At 72.8% G+C, this 17,752-nt stretch carries 16 protein-coding genes; 11 read left to right on the top strand and 5 right to left on the bottom strand.

Features of this window, described 5'->3' with window-relative positions; translation table 11 throughout:
* The first annotated feature begins 117 nt into the window (after positions 1-117).
* The 4 genes from QNO09_RS06840 (at position 118) to QNO09_RS06825 (ending at position 5,501) form a co-directional block, all read left to right on the top strand.
* Entirely contained in the window at positions 118-1,173 is a 1,056-nt protein-coding gene (locus QNO09_RS06840; RefSeq protein WP_283969140.1) for a tetratricopeptide repeat protein, read from the top strand.
* Positions 1,170-2,306: a polyprenyl synthetase family protein gene (locus tag QNO09_RS06835; protein ID WP_502962253.1), complete on the top strand. Its 1,137-nt coding sequence runs from the start codon at positions 1,170-1,172 to the stop codon at positions 2,304-2,306. The genes QNO09_RS06840 and QNO09_RS06835 overlap by 4 nt, the downstream gene beginning before the upstream one ends.
* Before the next feature lie 243 nt (positions 2,307-2,549).
* The gene (locus QNO09_RS06830; RefSeq protein WP_283969139.1) at positions 2,550-3,509 is read left to right on the top strand and encodes a threonine/serine dehydratase family protein; all 960 of its coding nucleotides are present in this window, start codon (positions 2,550-2,552) and stop codon (positions 3,507-3,509) included.
* Between the two features lie 342 nt (positions 3,510-3,851).
* Positions 3,852-5,501 carry a serine/threonine protein kinase gene (locus tag QNO09_RS06825; RefSeq protein ID WP_283969138.1) on the top strand — a complete coding sequence of 550 codons (1,650 nt, stop codon included), beginning with the start codon at positions 3,852-3,854 and terminating at the stop codon, positions 5,499-5,501.
* On the opposite strand, the gene QNO09_RS06820 is transcribed toward QNO09_RS06825, so the two are convergent.
* Positions 5,493-6,944, bottom strand: coding sequence for a serine hydrolase domain-containing protein (locus tag QNO09_RS06820; RefSeq protein WP_283969137.1), 1,452 nt, complete (start codon positions 6,942-6,944; stop codon positions 5,493-5,495). The two genes, QNO09_RS06825 and QNO09_RS06820, sit on opposite strands and share 9 nt — an antisense overlap.
* 73 nt (positions 6,945-7,017) lie before the next feature.
* Here QNO09_RS06820 and QNO09_RS06815 point away from each other — a divergent pair, with 73 nt between their 5' ends.
* From QNO09_RS06815 to QNO09_RS06805, 3 genes are all read left to right on the top strand, one after another.
* Positions 7,018-7,989, top strand: a complete 972-nt coding sequence (locus QNO09_RS06815) for an LLM class F420-dependent oxidoreductase (protein ID WP_283969136.1) — start codon at positions 7,018-7,020, stop codon at positions 7,987-7,989.
* A gap of 312 nt (positions 7,990-8,301) precedes the next feature.
* The gene (locus tag QNO09_RS06810; RefSeq protein ID WP_283969135.1) at positions 8,302-9,342 is read left to right on the top strand and encodes a hypothetical protein; all 1,041 of its coding nucleotides are present in this window, start codon (positions 8,302-8,304) and stop codon (positions 9,340-9,342) included.
* A 63-nt stretch (positions 9,343-9,405) separates the two neighbouring features.
* Positions 9,406-9,831, top strand: coding sequence for an SsgA family sporulation/cell division regulator (locus QNO09_RS06805; RefSeq protein WP_283969134.1), 426 nt, complete (start codon positions 9,406-9,408; stop codon positions 9,829-9,831).
* A gap of 171 nt (positions 9,832-10,002) precedes the next feature.
* On the opposite strand, the gene QNO09_RS06800 is transcribed toward QNO09_RS06805, so the two are convergent.
* Complete coding sequence (locus QNO09_RS06800; RefSeq protein ID WP_283969133.1) at positions 10,003-10,500, bottom strand: DUF6328 family protein; 498 nt, start codon at positions 10,498-10,500, stop codon at positions 10,003-10,005.
* 148 nt (positions 10,501-10,648) lie between these two features.
* On the opposite strand from QNO09_RS06800, the gene QNO09_RS06795 reads away from it, so the two are divergent.
* On the top strand, positions 10,649-10,996 hold the full coding sequence (locus QNO09_RS06795) for a hypothetical protein (RefSeq protein ID WP_283969132.1): 348 nt from the start codon (positions 10,649-10,651) through the stop codon (positions 10,994-10,996).
* A gap of 14 nt (positions 10,997-11,010) precedes the next feature.
* On the opposite strand, the gene QNO09_RS06790 is transcribed toward QNO09_RS06795, so the two are convergent.
* Complete coding sequence (locus tag QNO09_RS06790; protein WP_283969131.1) at positions 11,011-11,994, bottom strand: aldo/keto reductase; 984 nt, start codon at positions 11,992-11,994, stop codon at positions 11,011-11,013.
* A gap of 138 nt (positions 11,995-12,132) precedes the next feature.
* On the opposite strand from QNO09_RS06790, the gene QNO09_RS06785 reads away from it, so the two are divergent.
* Positions 12,133-13,857 carry a cholesterol oxidase substrate-binding domain-containing protein gene (locus QNO09_RS06785; protein ID WP_283969130.1) on the top strand — a complete coding sequence of 575 codons (1,725 nt, stop codon included), beginning with the start codon at positions 12,133-12,135 and terminating at the stop codon, positions 13,855-13,857.
* 382 nt (positions 13,858-14,239) lie between these two features.
* On the opposite strand, the gene QNO09_RS06780 is transcribed toward QNO09_RS06785, so the two are convergent.
* Positions 14,240-15,469: an FAD-dependent monooxygenase gene (locus QNO09_RS06780; RefSeq protein ID WP_283969129.1), complete on the bottom strand. Its 1,230-nt coding sequence runs from the start codon at positions 15,467-15,469 to the stop codon at positions 14,240-14,242.
* Between the two features lie 340 nt (positions 15,470-15,809).
* On the opposite strand from QNO09_RS06780, the gene melC1 reads away from it, so the two are divergent.
* Both melC1 and melC2 read left to right on the top strand, forming a co-directional pair.
* Positions 15,810-16,172, top strand: coding sequence for an apotyrosinase chaperone MelC1 (gene melC1 / locus QNO09_RS06775; RefSeq protein WP_283969128.1), 363 nt, complete (start codon positions 15,810-15,812; stop codon positions 16,170-16,172).
* 32 nt (positions 16,173-16,204) lie between these two features.
* Positions 16,205-17,026 carry a tyrosinase MelC2 gene (melC2, locus tag QNO09_RS06770; protein ID WP_283969127.1) on the top strand — a complete coding sequence of 274 codons (822 nt, stop codon included), beginning with the start codon at positions 16,205-16,207 and terminating at the stop codon, positions 17,024-17,026.
* On the opposite strand, the gene QNO09_RS06765 is transcribed toward melC2, so the two are convergent.
* The gene (locus QNO09_RS06765) at positions 17,027-17,737 is read right to left on the bottom strand and encodes a ribonuclease H family protein (protein WP_283969126.1); all 711 of its coding nucleotides are present in this window, start codon (positions 17,735-17,737) and stop codon (positions 17,027-17,029) included. It abuts the gene before it with no gap.
* Between the last annotated feature and the right edge of the window lie 15 nt (positions 17,738-17,752).

Here is a 17,752-nt window from a genome sequence, read left to right as displayed (position 1 = left end):
CTTGATCGGCAACAGGTGATGCCCTGGCCTTTGGGCCAGGGCACGCTTCCACCCCTCTATACATGCCATGTATACACACTGTGTACACATGGGGTGTGTACGGACTGAAAGGCACCGATGTACGGCAAGGCATTCGCCCCCGAGTACCAGGGCGCTCTCACCACCCTGTCCGTCAACTCCTCACTGACCGACGTCCTGGCCGCCGGCACCGAGCAGTTGAAGGCCGCCGAGCGTGCCGGACAGCCCGGGGAGGTGGCGCGTTCCGGCCTGGCGGTGGCCGAGGCGTACCGCCGGCTGGGCCGGGTCGAGGACGCGGACCGGGCCTGGAAGGCGAGTTACCGCGCGGCCCGGCAGGCCGGCGACCTCGCGGCGATGGCCTGGGCGCTGTGGAGCGGCGGCACGCTGGCCCGGCAGCGCGGCGCGCTCCCGCTGGCCCGAAGGCTGCTCCAACTGGCGGCCGACCTGGGCGAACGCGGCGGGGACGTCGTCGCCCGCGGCTACTCACTGGCAGGCCTGGCGGAGACCGGCCGGATCCAGGGCGACTACGAGGCCGTCGAGCGGCTGCACGAGCAGTTGCTCGCCGAGGCCCGGCGGCGCGGGGAGGCGCGGCACACGGTGTGGGCACTGGAGGGCATCGCGCAGATGCACCGCAACACCGGGCGTTACGACACGGCGTACGCCCTGTTCGAGGAGGCCGCCCAGATCGCCGCTCGCGCCGAGGACCGGCGCGGTCACGCCTGGGCGCTGCGCGGGCTGGCCGATGTGGTCTCGGTCCGTGACGGGGACACCGAGCGGGCCCTTGAGCTGTTGAGCGAGGCGGAGACGACCTGCCGGGCGATGCGGCTGTCCAGTGCGCTGGCCTACAACCACAAGATGCGCGGCAACATCCTGTACCGGGCGGGGCGCTACACGCAGGCGCGCGAGCTGTACGAGCGGGCGCTCGCGGAGTTCCGCGAGATGAGCGAGCCGCGCGGGGAGGCCTTGTCCCGGCTGGGCCTCGCCAAGTCCCTCGCCCGGCTGGGCCGCGACCGCGCCGAGACGGCGGCCGAACTGGCCGACCTCGCCGGCCTGCTGGAGCGGATCGGCCTGCGGCACGCCCGCGAGATGGTGGCCCGGGCTCATGAGGAACTCGGCATACCGGCGGACGCGCGGGCGACGGAGGCGGCACGGTGACAGCGCTGCCGACGACGGTGGAGGGGGCACGCGGGGGCACCACGACGGGCTCGTCCCCGGCCGCGCGGACGCGACCGTCCCCTGGCGCGGGACGAGCGACACGCCTGGACGGGAGACACGATCTCCTGGCCGGTGCCGACGACACGCTCCGGGTTCTCGACCGCTGCCGCGCCCTGACCCGGCCCGCTCTGGAGAAAGCCGTCGGCCGGCTGCACCCCTGGGTCGGTGAGATGGCCGCCTATTCCTTCGGCTGGTGCGAGGTCGGCGGTGCGCCGGCCGCCGCCTCCGGCGGCAAGGGCGTACGGCAGGCGCTCGCGGTGCTCGGGGCGGAGGCGGCCGGTGCGCCGGGGCGGGCCGGGGTGGCGGCGGCCGTCGCGGTGGAGTTGGTGCACACCTTCTCCCTGTTGCACGACGACATCATGGACGGCGATGCGGACCGGCGGCGCCGTCCGGCCGTGTGGAAGGCCTACGGCACGGGGCCCGCGGTGCTCGCCGGCGACGCCTTGTTCGCGCTGGCCGTGGAGACGCTCGCCGCGCAGCCGGGAGGTGGCGGGGCCGTGCGGACGCTGTCCGCGGCGCTGGCCGACCTGGTGCGCGGGCAGGCGGACGATCTCCTGTTCGCGGAACGCCCCTGGACCGGACCGGAGCGGGTACGGCCCGAGGAGTACCGGGCGATGGCGGAGCACAAGACCGGCGCGCTGCTGGGGTGCGCCGCAGCGCTCGGTGCCGTGCTCGGCGGCGCCGGCCCCGAGACGGCCGGCGCGCTCGACCGGGTGGGCCGGCATCTGGGGATCGCGTTCCAGATCGTCGACGACGTCCTGGGGATCTGGGGCGATCCCGCTGTCACCGGCAAGCCGGTCCACGGTGATCTGCGTGAGCGGAAGAAGACCTTCCCGGTGCTGGTGGCGCTCGGTTCCCCGGCGGGTGACCGGATCGCCGCACTCCTGGAATCCGGCGACGCGCCCCGCGCGGCGGCGCTGATCGAGGAGGCGGGCGGGCGCTCGACGGCCATGGCCGAGGCCCGGCGGCACATGACCGTCGTCGAGACAGCCCTTGCCGGAGTGCCACTGGCCGCAGCGCCCGCCGACGAGCTCCGATCGCTGCTCGGCTACCTGCTAAGGCGCGAGGTCTGAACCGAGCCGAACGGCCGCCCTCAACACGACCGGTACAAGGCGCTCGACATGACACGGCCGGTCCACACCAGCCGAACGGCCGCCCTCAGCACGACCGGTACAAGGCGCTCGGCACGACAGGGCCGGTCCACACGCGGGCACGGGCCGGTCCTTCCCTCGGACATCGCGTTGACCTCGCTCCCTTTCACACGTCAGGGTTCGACTCGGCGTGCTCCGCGACCCCGCGCCGGAAGGATGACAGTCATGATCGGCATCTCGGAGATCGAGGCCGCGGCCGGGCGGATCGCCGGGCACGTCGTGCGCACCCCGACCGTGGACAGCCCGGGGCTGTCGACACTGCTCGGCGCCCCGGTCACCGCGAAGCTGGAGCTGCTGCAGCGCACCGGCTCGTTCAAGGCGCGTGGGGCGACGGCGAAGCTGTTGTCGCTGGGCGAGGCGGAACGGGCCGCCGGGGTGGTGGCGGTCAGCGGAGGCAACCACGGGATCGCCCTCGCGGTCATGGCCGCGGCCCTCGATGTGAAGGCCACCGTGGTGATGCCGCGTTCGGCGCCCGCCCGAGCCGTGGAGATCGCGGAGGCGGCCGGCGCGTCCGTGCGGCTGGCCGACGACATGGACGGCGCGTTCGCGCTGATGACGCGGCTCCAGCAGGAGGGCCTGACCCTGGTCCACCCCTTCGACGACCCGGAGGTGATCGCCGGACAGGGCACGGTCGGGCTGGAGTTCGCCGCGGACGCCGGTGAGCTCACCGACGTGCTCGTGAGCATCGGCGGGGGCGGGCTGATCGCCGGGGTCGCCGCGGCGCTGCGGGCGCGCCGGCCCGGGGTGCGGGTGTGGGGCGTGGAGACCGAGGGCGCTCAGGCCATGTCCGAGGCGCTGGCGGCGGGCGGCCCGCTGCCGGTCGCCCTGTCGTCGATCGTCTCCACGCTCAGCGCCCCGTCCGTCTCGCAGCTGACGTACGACCATGTCTCCGCCCTGGTCACCGAGGTGCTCGTGGTCCCGGACCGGGATGCCGTCCAGGGCTCGCTGGACCTGGCCGACCATGCCAAGGTGTGGGCCGAGCCGGCGGCCGGCTGTCTGCTGCCCGCCGCCCGGCAGGTCCTGGAGCGGGTCGGCGAGGGGGCGCGCCTGGGCCTGGTGGTGTGCGGGGGCAACGCGACGACCGGTGATGTGTTCGCCTGGTCGCGCCGCTTCGGTCTGCGCTGAAGCCCCGGCCCCTCTCGGGGAATCCGCCTGGAATTCATCGGAGGGCTCCCCGTACAGAGGTTGCGCACGTCCCGCATTTACCGCCGGTTACCAGCTGGCCGGGCCCGGAATTGTGAATCCCCGGGCGGGGAGCGGAGAATTCTCCGCCCCCGCCGTGCCCAGCGCGGGCGAGGTGAAACCGCACCCGCGCCCCCGAAAGACCGCTTTTCTTCGCACACATGCTCCCATCCCTTGAACAAAAGACAAGAATGACCGCGGAGTTGCGATCGGATTGAACGCAGGCCGCCCCGCTCCCCGTACCTCTGGAAAAGGTGAGAGCCAGGTTTCCAGCGAGGGATGGCCATGGGCAGGGCGCACGTCTCCACACACCAGTTGGTCGCCGGCCGGTACCGGCTGCTCGAGATCATCCAGCGCGAGACCAACCGCATCTGCTGGTACGCCGAGGACACCGGAGCCGGTGAGATCTCCCGCCCGTGTCTGGTGACCCAGGTCGGGCTTCCGGAGGACCCGCGCGCGGCCGAGCGACGGGCTGCCTCCCGTCTGCTGCGCACCTCCGAGAGCATGGCGCTGCTGTGCCCCGGCCGGATCGCCGCGGTCGTCGACGCCGTCGAGGAGGGCGGCGCGCTGTGGACCGTCAACGAGTGGATCGACGGCACCCCCCTCGGTGAACTCCTCTCGGAACAGGGCACGTTCAACTACGTGCGGGCGGCACGGATCGGTCTCGGACTGCTCGACGTGCTGGACGCCGCGCACGCCGAGGGCATCACGCACGGCGAGCTGAGCCCCGGCCAGGTGTTCGTACGCGCCGACCACTCGGTCGTCGTCACCGGCTTCGGCCTGGCCGGCGCGACCCTCGCCCCCCGCCTCACGGCGCCCGCGTACGCCTCCCCGGAGCAGGCCCGCGACCAGCGCATCGGCCCCACGGCCGATCTGTGGGCACTGGGCGCGATCCTCTACACGACGGTCGAGGGACGTCCGCCGTTCCGTGACCGGGGGCGGCCGGAGAACACCCTCAAGGGCGTGGACCGGCTGCCGCTGCGCACGCCGATGCGGGCCGGGCCGCTCACCCAGGTCGTGCAGGGGCTGCTCCGCAAGGACTCACGGGAGCGGCTGACCCGTCCGGTGGTGCGCGAGGCGCTGACCCGCGCGCTCAGAGAGGACCCCGAGGCGGCCTTGTCCTCGGCGCCCGTCCCGCGGCTGCGGGGCGCCTACGCCGCGCTGCGGCCGGGGAGCCCGGCGTGGAGCAGACGGACCGTGGTGGCGGGCACGGCCCTGGCCGTCGTCACCGTCGCGGTCGCCGTGCTCGTCGCCACCCAGGGGCTGCCCGGCACGGACGGCGGCAGTGACACCGCCGGATCGCCGGTCCGGCCGCCGGCCTCCGCCGCCACGCCGGGCGAGGGCACCGGCGGCGACAGCCCCGAACCCTCCGGGGCGCCCAGCCCGCCCCCGTCCTCTTCCCCCAGCCCCACTCCGTCGTCCCCGGCACCCACCCCCACGCCCACGCCGTCCGGTCCGGCCACGGCCCTGCCGGGCGGTTTCCAGCGCTACCGGGCGGCGGAGGGCTTCTCCGTCGCGCTCCCCGAAGGCTGGAAGCGGCTGGACACCGACCGCCAGGGCGAGCTGGCCTACCGGGTCGTCTTCGGCGCCGAGGGTGACGACCGCACGCTGGCCGTCACCTACAGCGCACGCGTCGGCCCGGACCCCGTGGTCGTGTGGCGGGACGACGTCGAGCCGAACCTGAAACGCGCCGACGGCTACGACCGGATCGGAACGATCCGTGCGACGAGGTACCAGGGACGCGAGGCCGCCGACATGGAGTGGACGGCGGACGTCGACGGCACCCGCGTGCACACCTACGGCCGAGGCTTCCTGCTCGGTGAGGGCCGGAGTTTCTCGCTGCGCTGGACGACCCCCGACGCCGACTGGGACGACGCCGCCAACCAGGAGGCACTGCGCACGTTCTTCAAGACCTTCCGGCCCGGCTCAGACTGAGCCGCGCGGGGCGCGCAGGGAGGTGAACCGGCCGCCGTGCAGGGGCTGGGTGCGCCAGTGCGCGGTGAGCGTCCGGTCCGCGAGGGAGCAGGTCAGCGCCAGGCGGTGCGGGGTCTCCAGGAACACCACCTCCACGGCCAGCGTGCCCGGCCCGGTCCAGCCGCCGCTCACCGCGGTCGGCACGCTTTCCTCGGCGACCGTCCAGCCGTCCTCCGCGAGGCGCAGGTCCAGCCGGTCCGGCTGGTCCGGGCGGTCCGCCGCTCCGGTGAGCGTGAGCGTCCAGCCGTCCGTGTCCGGGACGAGCCCGGCCGACCGGACCGGTCCGGTGCCGGCGGAGGGCGTGAAGTGCGTGGCCGCCCACTCCCCGTCCCCCTCCGCAGGTGTGGGCCGGCCCGGCGCGGTCGGCAGCGCGAGCCGGCCGAGGCGCTCCCGCAGCTCCGCGTCGGCGGCCTCACGACCGGTCAGCGGCTCCGGTCCGAAAGCCGGCAGGAGATGCTTCCAGACCAGGTTCAGGTACTCCTGCATCCGCTCGGTCGCCGCGGTCGCCGCGATCACGACGTCGTACTCCGGCAGCACCAGGCAGAACTGGCCGAACGCGCCGTCGCCCCGGTAGCCGTGCCGGGACGTCCAGAACTGGTAGCCGTAACCCTGGTCCCAGTCCTGCCGGTCCGTCGCCCCCATGGCTCCCGCGGTCTGCGTGCGGGGTCGCGAGGCCCGGGCCGCCCATCCCCGCGGCAGCAGCCGCTCACCCGCCCAGAGCCCGTCACTGAGATACAGCTGTCCGAGCCGGGCGACGGCGTCGGTGGTGGCGTGCAGACCGCTGAAGCCGAGTTCGCGGCCGGTGCGGTCCCGCAGCCAGGCCACCTCTCCGATGCCCAGTGGGTCCAGCAGCCGGGACCGCAGATATCGGGTGAGCGGCTGCCCGGTCACCCGCTGGACGATCGCGGCGAGCGTGTAGGTGGCGGGCTGGTTATAGGCGAAGACGGTCCCCGGGTCGCCGTCCGGGGGCAGCAGCAGGAACTGCCGGACGGGCTCGGCGACGCCTCGTCCGAAGGCCTCGTCGACGGTGTCCCGCCGGTGGCCGCTCGCCATCGAGGCCACGTGCCGGACGAGCATGGCCCGGCTGCGCGGGTCGGTGATGTCCGCCTCGAACTCCGGGAAGTACGAGATCACCGGCGCGTCGAAGTCGAGCAGCCCCTCGGCCTCGGCCAGGGCGGCGGCGGTCCCGGTGAAGCTCTTGCTGAGCGAGTACAGCAGATGGGGGCGCTCGGCGGTGTACGGCGCCCACCAGCCGGAGGCGACCAGACGCCCGTGCCGCATGATCATCAGGCTGTGCGGCTCGATCTCGGGGGCGGCTTCGAGGGCGTCGAGGAAGGCCTGGACGCCGGAGGCGTCGACCCCCTGGGCGGCGGGAGGGGACGTCGGCAGGGCGGAAGCACTCATACATGCATCCTGCACCCGTCGGCTGACCTTGATCGAGCCGTTTCCGGGCTCTCTCTCAGGGGACTCGCCGGTTATGGTGCAAATCGGATACACGATGATGACCGAACAGGCCGGCCCCCGAGAGCTCGTCGACCACGTGGTGCGGGCCGAGGAGGCCGGCTTCGACTTCTCGGTGACCTCCGACCACTACTTCCCGTGGCTGCGCTCGCAGGGTCATTCGCCGTACGCGTGGGCCGTGCTCGGCGCCGCCGCCCAGGCCACGTCACGTATCCCGCTGATGACGTATGTGACGTGCCCGACGTTCCGCTATCACCCGGCGGTCGTGGCGCAGAAGGCGGCGACCCTTCAGCTTCTGTCCGAGGGGCGCTTCCGGCTCGGACTGGGCTCGGGCGAGAACCTCAACGAGCACGTGGTGGGCGGCGGCTGGCCGTCCGTCGATGTGCGGCACGAGATGTTCGAGGAGGCCGTGGAGATCATCCGCGCGCTCTTCGAGGGTGGCCACGTCAACCGCCGCGGCACGCACTTCGACGTGGAGTCCGCCCGGCTGTGGGACCTGCCGGACCAGGCGCCGCCCATCGGCATCGCCGTCTCCGGCGAGCGGTCCTGCGAACTCGCGGGCCGGCTGGGCGACCTGGTGATCGCCACGGAGCCCAAGGCCGGGCTGCTGGAGGCGTTCGACCGGCACGGCGGTCAGGGCAAGCCCCGCGTCGGCCAGCTGCCCGTCTGCTACGACCCGGACCGGGACACGGCCGTCAAGCGGGCCCACTCCCAGTTCCGCTGGTTCGGCAGCGGCTGGAAGGTCAACTCGGAACTCCCGCACCCGGACTCCTTCGAGGCGGCGACCCAGTTCGTCACGCAGGACGACGTGGCCGAGTCCATCCCGTGCGGTGACGACCCGGACGCCTTCGTCGAGGCCGTCCGCCCGTACGCCGAGGCCGGGTTCACCGAGATCGCCCTCGTCCAGATCGGCGGTGACACGCAGCCGGCGTATCTGGACTGGTCGGAGAAGACCCTGCTGCCCGCGCTGCGCGACGCGTTCGGCTGACGTACCCGGCCGGGGCCTCCACGACCTGTTCGACCAGTAGAGCCCTCCGCCCCGGGGGGCTCTTCTTCACGGGCGCGCTCATCCGCCGGGCCTCCTCGGTAGTGGGTGGGCACCCGGCCAGGAGAAGGGGCAACAGCAGACGCCGGACGAGCAGTGTCGCACCGTGCCGGGCATCCTCGCGCACCGGGGCCCGGCCGGGACAGCGGTTTTCGGCCGGGCCGCGCGGGGGTGAACGGCGAGGTCAGCGGGTGCCGCTAGGCTTCCGCCCGCACCTCGTGCAGTCCGACCTGCCCCACCCCAGGAGAGTCGTCCGTGACCGTAGCCATCACCCCGCCCGAGACGTCCCCCGCTGCCCCGGAGCCCGTCTGCGACCCGGTCGCGCGGGACGCGCGGGAGTTCGGGGCGTATGCCCGGACCGGAGGGTGGGCCTTCGGTCTGAAGGTGGCGCGCAGCGTGCGCCCCGGCGGTCAGGGCGCGGACGAGACGTCGAAGGTGTCCGCGAAGGAGTTCGCGGAACTCGCCGGCTGCTCCCCGGAGCGGGTCATGCGCTACTACAAGGCATGGGACCGGGCGGCCGACGACGGGATGGTCCCGCACTTCGAGGCGCTGGCACCGGGCCAGGAGGTGGACCTGCCGGACGCGGACGTGTGGCTGAGCTACTACGTCTCCCGCAGCAGCGCGGCCTCCGAACGCGGCACCGCCATCTCGGAGGCCGCCGAGGCCGAGGGCATCCGGCCCACGAAGGCCCTGGAAGTGGCGGAGAACCCCACCGCCCTGCGCGCCGCGATTCTCGCCGACCCCGCCACCGCCCGCGCGGCCCGCCAGGCCCTGCTGGACCGCGTGCGCGAGGACCCCGGCCTCCAGTCGGAGCTGGCCCGTGACGTGGTGCGCACCGATGAGTTGAAGAAGGCCGTCGCCGGCGAGAGCAGGGCCGCCGACCGGATCGGGTACGTGCGCCAGATCGTCGAGTCGGGCCAGATCAAGACGCCCGCCGGGCAGACCGTCGACGCGCCCGCCGACCTGCGCCAGGAGGCCGAGCGGCACCTGTCGCTCCTCGACGAGCTGGACGAGGACGAGGACGCCGGCGAGTGGGCGGCGGAGGCGTACGACACGATGAAGTCCCGCGTCGTCGAGGTCGTGGAGGCCGACCCGGGGCTGCGGGTGCGGGAGCGGCGCACGAAGTTCTACAGCAGCCTGCAGAAGGCGACCAAGGTGTTCGAGGAGCTGACCTTCGACGACGCCGGGGAGTTCTACGAGGACGACATGGTGCAGCGCCTGGAGGAACTCCAGCGGGCCGTCTCCGTATGTATCGAGTCGCTGCGGGGCGCTCGCGGGAATCACCCGGTCGGCTGAGCATTCCGGCCGGATCGGGGGTACTAGAGGGTGTCTACGTCGGTTCTTCCCGGAGGCCTCCTCGTGAACTCGTTCGTCCACAAGACCCTGGTGGTGCAGCTCCAGGCGGGCGACACGGACCGTTTCTCCGTGCTCGCCCACCTGAGCTACGACGCCGCGGACCCGTTCGCCGTCACCGTGGTCTTCAGCCATGACGGCCGCGTTCTCGCCCGGTGGCAACTGGACCGGGAGATGCTCGGGGACGCGCTGCGGCGTCCGGTCGGGGTGGGCGACGTGCGGATGCGTCCGGAGACGCGGGGCATGTGGCGGGAGCTGCGCATGGAGTTCCTCGGCGACGCCCGCCCCGACGGCGGCCGGCACCACGCGGTGGTGTTCGCATGGGCACCGGGTTTCGCGGCCTTCCTGCGCGAGACCTACGACGTGGTCCCGCAGGGCTGCGAGGAGGTCCGTGTCGACGACTTCCTGGCCGACGTCATCGCCGGGAGTTGACGCGGCCGGTACGAGGAGGCGGGGGCTTCGTGCCTGCCGTGCTGGTGCGCGAGCTGCTGGTGCGTCTGCGCTGGGCGGCGGCCTCGCGCCACTTTCTGCGCGCTGGGCGGGGCGACCGCGTCCGTGCTGCGGCTCGGCCGGGCGCACGAACGGCACCTGGCGAAGGCGCGCTCACTTCGACGTGTACCGGTGCCGGGTCCACAGCGGCAGGACGAACCAGCACAGCAGGTACCAGCCGACCACGCCGGCGACCAGGTAGGGCACGAACCCGTCGTGCGTCGCCACGCGCAGGATGAGCAGCAGTGAGGCGGTCGTCGTGGCGAGCAGCAGTACGAGGCCGAGGAGGGTGAGCCGGGAGGCCAGCCGCACCGCCTGGGGCTTGACGCGCCGGCCGGAGACGAGACGGTGCAGGGACACCGGGCCTATGAGGGCTCCGGTCGCGCAGGCGCCCAGCACGACCGTCACGAGGTAGATGGTCTGGTCGGTGCCGGAGAGGTCGTCGTACTTCTCGGTGAACACCACGGTGAGCAGGAAGCCGAACAGGATCTGCACACCCATCTGTGCCACGCGGACCTCCTGGATGAGCTCCACCCACATCCGGTCCGCTCTCTCCTCCTCCGTCTCGTTGCGCCCCCGGCGCATGATCCCGCCCTCTGACGCGTCCGCCACTGTTCCTCCCGGTGTGAGCCGTGAGCCCTCCTCTTTCCCGGGTTCCCCGTAACGACTCCTCTTCCCGGGCTCCGCGACGGTTTGAGCGATCAGGGGACGGTTACACGGACGGCGCGAATGTCGCAGAGTTCTAGGAGGTCGTGGACGCATGTCCGGTACGCAGCTCACCGTGACGCTCAGCGGCGGAGGCGCCGACGACGCGCGGGCGGTCGTCCGCGCCCTGGAAGGCACGTTCGGGGCGCCGGACGAGCGTCCAGCCGACGAGAAGGCGACGGTGCACACGGCGACCTTCGGCGGTGAGGCGCAGGCGGGTCCCGGCGACGGCGACGGTCAGGGGGCCGACCGGCTGTCGGCGCCGGTGACCGTCACCGTGCAGGGCAGCCCGGAGGCCGTGCGGCGGGCGAGCGACACCCTCACCGCCGCATTCACGGCACGCGACGACGGCGCCGCCTCCGGCGACCAGGAGCAGGAGAGGCAGCTGCTCCTGGAGCCGTGAGCCGGGACCGCTTCCTACCAGCGGCCTTCGACCTGGTCCTTGATCCGCCGGTCGTACAGGTCGCGGATCGCCGCCTGTGTCTCGCCGGGCAGTTCCGGGAGACGGGCGGCGGCCGCGTTGGCCCGTGCCTGCTCGGGTGAACGCGCGCCCGGGATCACCGTCGTGACGCCGGGCTGCTCGACGATCCAGCGCAGGGCCAGCTGGGCGGGGGTGTATCTCTCGGGGGCGAGCGCCGCGAACTCGGCGGCCGCCTCCACACCGGTGGCGTAGTCGACGCCGGAGAAGGTCTCGCCCACGTCGAAGGACTCGCCGTGCCGGTTGTAGGTGCGGTGGTCGTTCTCCGGGAAGACGGTGTCCCGGGTGTACTTGCCCGACAGCAGGCCGGAGGCGAGCGGGACCCGGGCGATGATGCCGACGCCCGCCTCACGGGCGGCCGGGAGCACGTGGCGCAGGGGCTTCATGCGGAACGGGTTGAGGATGATCTGCACACTCGCCACGTTCGGCCGCGCGATCGCGGTCAGCGCCTCCTGGCAGGTCTCGACGCTGACGCCGTACGCGGCGACGCGCTCTTCCTCCACCAGGGTGTCGAGGGCGTCGAACACCTCGTCCGTGGAGTAGACGGGCGTCGGCGGGCAGTGCAGTTGCACCAGGTCGATGCGGTCGACGCCGAGGTTGCGCCGGGAGCGGTCGTTCCAGGCGCGGAAGTTGTCGAGCACGTAGTTCCCGGGAATCTGGTCGACCCGGCGGCCCATCTTCGTGGCGACCATGACGTGCAGGTCCGGGCGGCCGCTGAGGAACGCGGCGATGGTCTGCTCGCTGCGGCCGTCGCCGTACACGTCGGCGGTGTCGAAGAAGGTGACCCCGGCCTCTGCCGCCGCCTCCAGTACCGAGAGGGCTTCCTTGTCGTCGACGTCTCCCCAGTCGGCACCCAGCTGCCAGGTGCCGAGACCGACGACGGAAGCGTGCTGACCCGATCTGTCGAATGTGCGCTCGTCCATGGGCGTCAGTCTGTCATCCGCCGGGGCACTGCGCGGAACAGATCGCTCCGGCCTGCCCACCCGGCTCTATTCACTCACACGAGTGAATAGATGCGACAGGGACGCGTCACGTGTCAACCGGCCTCTAGCGTGCTTGCCGTGACCACTGGTTCAGCGAACAACCACCCTTCGGACGCGTCGCCCTGGACCCGCCGGGGGTTTCTCCTCACCGCCGCCGCCCTGGCCGTCGTGCCCGGTCTGCCCGCGGATCCGGCGGTCGCCGCCGCCGAGTTGCCGGACTTCCCCGCCGACGTCGCGCTGTACCACTCGGCCTACCGGAACTGGGTCGGCGAGATCACCGCCGACGGCCTGTGGGCCTGCGCGCCGGACGGCCCGGACCAGGTGGTCGCCGTCGTCAACTGGGCGTGGGGGCACGGTTGGCGGGTACGCGCCCGGGGCGCCTCGCACGGCTGGTCGCCCCTGACGGTCACCGAGGGGACGCCGTCCGGGGCGCCGGTCCTCCTCGTCGACACCGCACCCCATCTCACCGGCCTGGCCCTGGACTCCCCCACCGCCGTGCGCGCGGGCACCGGTGTGACCCTGGAGGCGCTGCTGACCTTCCTGGAGGAGCACGGCCTCGGCGTCACGGCCACCCCCGCTCCCGGCGTACTCACCCTGGGCGGTGCCCTCGCCGTCGACGCGCACGGCACCGCCGTACCCGCGCGCGGCGAGCGGCGGCGGCCCGGGCACACGTACGGCTCACTCAGCAACCTGGTTCTTTCGCTGACGGCGGTCGTGTGGGACCCGCGGGCCGGCGCGTACGTGCTGCGCACGTTCCACCGCGACGAGGCCGACTGTGCCGCGCTGCTGGCCCATCTCGGGCGGTCCCTGGTGACCGAGGTGGTGCTGCGGGTGGGCGCGAACACACACCTCAGGTGCGTGAGCCGTACGGACATCCCGGCCGGGGAACTGTTCGCCGCGCCCGGTTCGGACGACGGGCGGACCTTCGCGAGCTTCCTGGACGAGGCGGGCCGGGTCGAGGCGATCTGGTTCGCCTTCACCGAGCACCCCTGGCTGAAGGTGTGGAGCGTCTCCCCGGTCCGGCCACTGACCTCGCGGAAGGTGACCCGGCCGTACAACTACCCCTTCTCGGACAACATCCCGGAGCCGGTGGCGGCGCTGGTCGGCCGGATGACGTCGGAGTCCGCCTGGTACCTGGCTCCGGTGCTCGGCACGGCACAGTACGAGGCCGCCGCGCTCGGGCTGGTGACCACGCTGTCCGCCGACCTCTGGGGGCCGTCCAAGAACACGCTGCTCTATCTGAAGCCGACCACACTGCGCGTGCACGCCAACGGCTACGCGGTCCTCACCTCGCGGGACCGGGTGCAGCGGGTGGTCTCCGCGTTCGCGGCGTTCTACCGCGAGCGGCTGACGGCCTACTCCGCCCGGGGCAGCTTCCCGGTGAACGGCTCCGTGGAGATCCGGGTGACCGGACTGGACGACCCGGGCGACACGGGGGTGGCCGGGGCCCGTCCGCCGCTGCTGTCGGCCCTCCGGCCGCCCGAGGACCACCCCGAGTGGGACACGGCCGTATGGCTGGACGTCCTGACGCTGCCGGGCACGCCGGACGCGGAGGCGTTCCTGCGCGAGATCGAGCGGTTCCTGCTGCGCGCCTTCGACGGCGGGTTCGCACGCACCCGGGTGGAGTGGTCCAAGGGCTGGGCGTACACGGACGACACGGTGTGGAGCGACGAGGAGGTGCTGGGCGACGTCGTTCCGGCGGCGGTCGGCCACGCCGCGTGGGCGGAGGCGGACGCGGTGCTGGACCGGCTCGACCCACACCGGGTGTACGGCAACGCCTTCCTGGACCGGCTGTTCGACTAGGGCGTGGTGTGCGCCTGCCCGGTCGGGGCGTACCGGTCCACCAGCGGGCGGTGCTCACCCCCCGGCTCGCCGACGCGCGATGCGGTATCTCACGCCGCCCAGCCGAGCAGGCTGCGACGGCCCGTTGGCGTGGTCGGGGCGTACCGGTCCACCAGCATGTCGGGCGGTGCTCGCCTCCCGGTTCGGCGCCGCGCGCGATGCCGGACCTCACACCCGGGCCGAGCAGGATGGCGACGGCCCGTTTGGCGTGCGGGGTGTCGCCCGGCCCGCCGGGCAGGGGTACGAACGGATCCGCGGCAGCGGGTCGGCGCCCCGCGCACACCGGCTGACCGCCATGTGCGGACCGGGTGCGGGCCGAGTTCCTGGCGGGTGAAACAGCGACTCACCCAGGGCTCATGGGCCGCTCCCGGGAAGACAGCGCCCGCGCGTGCACCGTCCGCGCGACCTTCGGACCGAGCCAGCGCTTGAACCGGCGCAGCGGCTCCAGCCGTCCCGCCGCGCGGTCGAGCCGGTAGTACAGCCGGGGTGGGACATGGGGCAGCAGGGGCGAGTGCCGCTGACCGAGCAGGGCGAACATGCGCTCCGGGGGCAGGTCCATGTAGCGCGGCAGGTTCTCGTACCACTGGGCGCTGTAGCGGGCCGCGCTCTGCACGGGCAGGAGGGCCGCCTTGCGCTCCCGCTCGTAGCGGGCGAGGGCCTGCGGAAGATCCGCGTGTTCGCGCAGCGCGGTGGCCAGGGCGATGGCGTCCTCCAGGGCGAGGGTGGTGCCGGCGCCGATGGAGTAGTGGGTGGTGTGGGCGGCGTCGCCGAGCAGGACGAGGTTGCCGTGCCGCCAGGTGTCGTTCGTGAGGGTGCGGAAGGTCTGCCACGGGGTGCCGCCGGGGCGGCCCAGCAGGGGGTGGCCGTCGAGGACACCGGCGAAGAGCCGCTCCAGCAGGGCGCGCCCGTCGGCCTCGCTCGCCCGGTCGAGTCCGAGCCCGGCCCGGGTCTCGGGCGCGCACTCGACGACGCAGGTGCTGCGGTCGGGCCCGTAGCCGTAGCCGTAGAACCAGATCCAGCCGTGGCCGGTCTCCACGAAGGCGAAGGTGAAGGCGTCGAAGACCTTGGTGGTGCCGAGCCAGATGTACGGGTTGCGCCCGGCCGTGAGCCGGGTGCCGAAGTGCGCGGAGCGGTGGGTGCGCAGGGCGCTGCGGACACCGTCGGCGGCCACGACCAGGTCGGCGTCGGAGGGCAGATCTCCGGCGGTGATCTCGCGTTCGTACTCCAGGCGGACACCGAGGTCGCGCGCCCGGCCGGCGAGGATCTCCAGGAGCCGGTGGCGGCCGATGCCGTGGCCCTGGTCGCCGTGGTGCCGGGTCGTCAGGTCCCGGACGTGGGCGACGCCGTCGCTCCAGCGGACGGAATCGGCGTCCAGGACGCGCGCCGACTCGGGATCATGCTCGTGGAGCCGGTCGAGCAGTTCGCGCCAGTACGTCACTCCCCAGCCGTAGGTCGAGCCCTCCGGGTCACGTTCGTGGACGGTGATGTCGTGGGACGGGTCCTGCCGCTTGAGCAGGATCGAGAGATACAGACCGGCGGGCCCGCCGCCGACACAGGCGACCTTCACGCACACCCCTGAGAATGACCGAGAGCTGTCGATTGCCGACGCAGAGTAGCAGCACGCGGGCACCGTCGACCGGACCGCCGAATCGCGCCAGTTTTGCGGCGTGACGTGCACCACGGGTCGTGGAGCGCACCGGCAGGAACATCCGGCGCGGCACTCCCTGTGGGTGGAATTTCCCCTTCCGTCGCGGCGTACGGACCTTCCACGACAAGATCATCTTCGTTCAATCTTGCACGGCGTGAGGGGAATTGCCCTGATCGCAGCCAACCGGCTCGCGTGGATTTCTCCCGGTAGCGGGCCGGCCGGTAGGCATGCGGGGTCATCAGCCGAATCGATACAGGAGGTCCCTGTGCCGGAACTCAGCCGTCGCCGCGCGCTCACCGCGGCGGCCGTCCTCACCGCGAGCGCCGGGGCGTTGTCAGCCGCCGTCCCGGCCTCGGCCGCCGGACACCACGACTCCCCCGGGACCTTCGACGAGGTCTACAAGGGCCGCCGGATACAGGGCCGGCCGGCCGGGCCCGGTCACCACCATCACGGCGCGGGATACGCGGTGTTCGTCGACGGTGTGGAGCTGCACGTGATGCGCAACGCCGACGGCAGCTGGATCAGCGTCGTCAGCCACTACGACCCGGTGGCCACCCCGCGCGCCGCCGCCCGCGCCGCGGTGGACGAGCTGCAGGGCGCGACCCTGCTGCCCTTCCCCGCCAACTGACCCGCTACGCACGGCATCTGGAGCACCCGCACATGGCTGTCCGCAAGAACCAGTCCACCCTGACCGCCGACGAGAAGCGGCGTTTCGTCGCCGCGCTGCTGGAGCTGAAGCGCAGCGGCCGCTACGACGCGTTCGTCACGACGCACAACGCGTTCATCGTCTCCGACACCGACACCGGTGAGCGGACCGGGCACCGCTCGCCGTCCTTCCTGCCCTGGCACCGAAGATTCCTCCTGGAGTTCGAGCGGGCGCTGCAGTCGGTGGACGCGTCGGTGACGCTGCCCTACTGGGACTGGACCGTCGACCGCACCGCGCGCGCCTCGCTGTGGGCGCCCGACTTCCTCGGGGGCACCGGGCGGGAACGGGACGGCCGGGTGACGGACGGGCCGTTCTCCGCGGCGAGCGGGAACTGGCCGATCACCGTGCGGGTCGACGGCCGCACGTTCCTGCGGCGCGCGCTCGGTTCCGGCACGCGCGAGCTGCCGACCCGGGCCGACGTCGAGTCGGTGCTGGCGATGTCCACGTACGACATGGCGCCCTGGAACAGCGGCTCGGACGGCTTCCGCAACCATCTCGAAGGGTGGCGGGGCGTCAATCTGCACAACCGCGTCCATGTCTGGGTCGGCGGGCAGATGGCCACCGGGGTCTCCCCCAACGACCCGGTGTTCTGGCTGCACCACGCCTACATAGACAAGCTGTGGGCCGAGTGGCAGCGCCGGCACCCCGGCTCGGTCTATCTGCCCACCGCGGGCACGCCGAACGTGATCGACCTGAACGAGACGATGCGGCCGTGGCACGACACGAGTCCGGCGGATCTGCTGGACCACACGCCGCACTACACGTTCGACGTCTGATCAGACGGTCGCGCCCGCGCGGCACTCCGGGTGGCCCCAGCCGCTGTCGTTCTTGGCGATGGGCTCGCCGGCCGCGTAGGGGCGGCCGCACTGGCAGCGGCCGGGGAACTTCGCCTTGATCGTGCGCGCGGAGCCCTTCCCCGCCGTCTTGGCGGTGCGGGCCGCGCCGCCGCGCGGGCGGGACCGGGGGGCCTTCGCCGGGGTGTCCGGGGCGGGCGGCGGCTCCGGGGAGCCGAGGCCGCTGCCCGCGGGCTCCTGGACGACGGCGGCCTGGCTGGCCGCACGGTCGGCGAAGTCGTTGAGCCGGTCGCCGTCGACCTGGTGGGCGGGGACATAGCGGAACTCGACCGAGCGGCCCTCCAGGAGTTCGTCGATGCGCACGACGAGGTCCTGGTTGGCGACCGGCTTGCCGGCGGCGGTCTTCCAGCCGTTGCGCTTCCAGCCGGGCAGCCAGGTGGTGACGGCCTTCATCGCGTACTGCGAGTCCATCCGGATCTCCAGCGGCACGTCCGGGTCGGTCGCCGCCAGCAGGCGCTCCAGCGCGGTGAGTTCGGCGACGTTGTTGGTGGCCTTGCCGAGCGGCCCCGCCTCCCATCGCTCCGGTGTCTCGGAAGCGTCGGCGACGACCCAGGCCCAGCCCGCGGGCCCGGGATTTCCCTTCGAAGCCCCGTCACACGCGGCCACAACACGTTCACGCATGCGCTCGATCATGCCATGGCCGCGGGG

Source organism: Streptomyces sp. 378 (genome assembly GCF_030124145.1).
In the GTDB taxonomy this organism is placed as follows: domain Bacteria; phylum Actinomycetota; class Actinomycetes; order Streptomycetales; family Streptomycetaceae; genus Streptomyces.
The sequence above is the reverse complement of the archived record's forward strand: the minus strand, read 5'-3'. Positions and strand labels throughout refer to the sequence as shown.

What these genes read in the sequence shown, in the direction of transcription:
- QNO09_RS06795 (WP_283969132.1), top strand. Translation starts at nt 10,649, where the DNA reads ATGTCCGGTACGCAGCTCACCGTGACGCTCAGCGGCGGAGGCGCCGAC.
- QNO09_RS06790 (WP_283969131.1), bottom strand. Translation starts at nt 11,994, where the DNA reads ATGGACGAGCGCACATTCGACAGATCGGGTCAGCACGCTTCCGTCGTC.
- QNO09_RS06830 (WP_283969139.1), top strand. Translation starts at nt 2,550, where the DNA reads ATGATCGGCATCTCGGAGATCGAGGCCGCGGCCGGGCGGATCGCCGGG.
- melC2 (WP_283969127.1), top strand. Translation starts at nt 16,205, where the DNA reads ATGGCTGTCCGCAAGAACCAGTCCACCCTGACCGCCGACGAGAAGCGG.
- QNO09_RS06820 (WP_283969137.1), bottom strand. Translation starts at nt 6,944, where the DNA reads ATGAGTGCTTCCGCCCTGCCGACGTCCCCTCCCGCCGCCCAGGGGGTC.
- QNO09_RS06815 (WP_283969136.1), top strand. Translation starts at nt 7,018, where the DNA reads ATGGTGCAAATCGGATACACGATGATGACCGAACAGGCCGGCCCCCGA.
- QNO09_RS06765 (WP_283969126.1), bottom strand. Translation starts at nt 17,737, where the DNA reads ATGATCGAGCGCATGCGTGAACGTGTTGTGGCCGCGTGTGACGGGGCT.
- QNO09_RS06825 (WP_283969138.1), top strand. Translation starts at nt 3,852, where the DNA reads ATGGGCAGGGCGCACGTCTCCACACACCAGTTGGTCGCCGGCCGGTAC.
- QNO09_RS06840 (WP_283969140.1), top strand. Translation starts at nt 118, where the DNA reads ATGTACGGCAAGGCATTCGCCCCCGAGTACCAGGGCGCTCTCACCACC.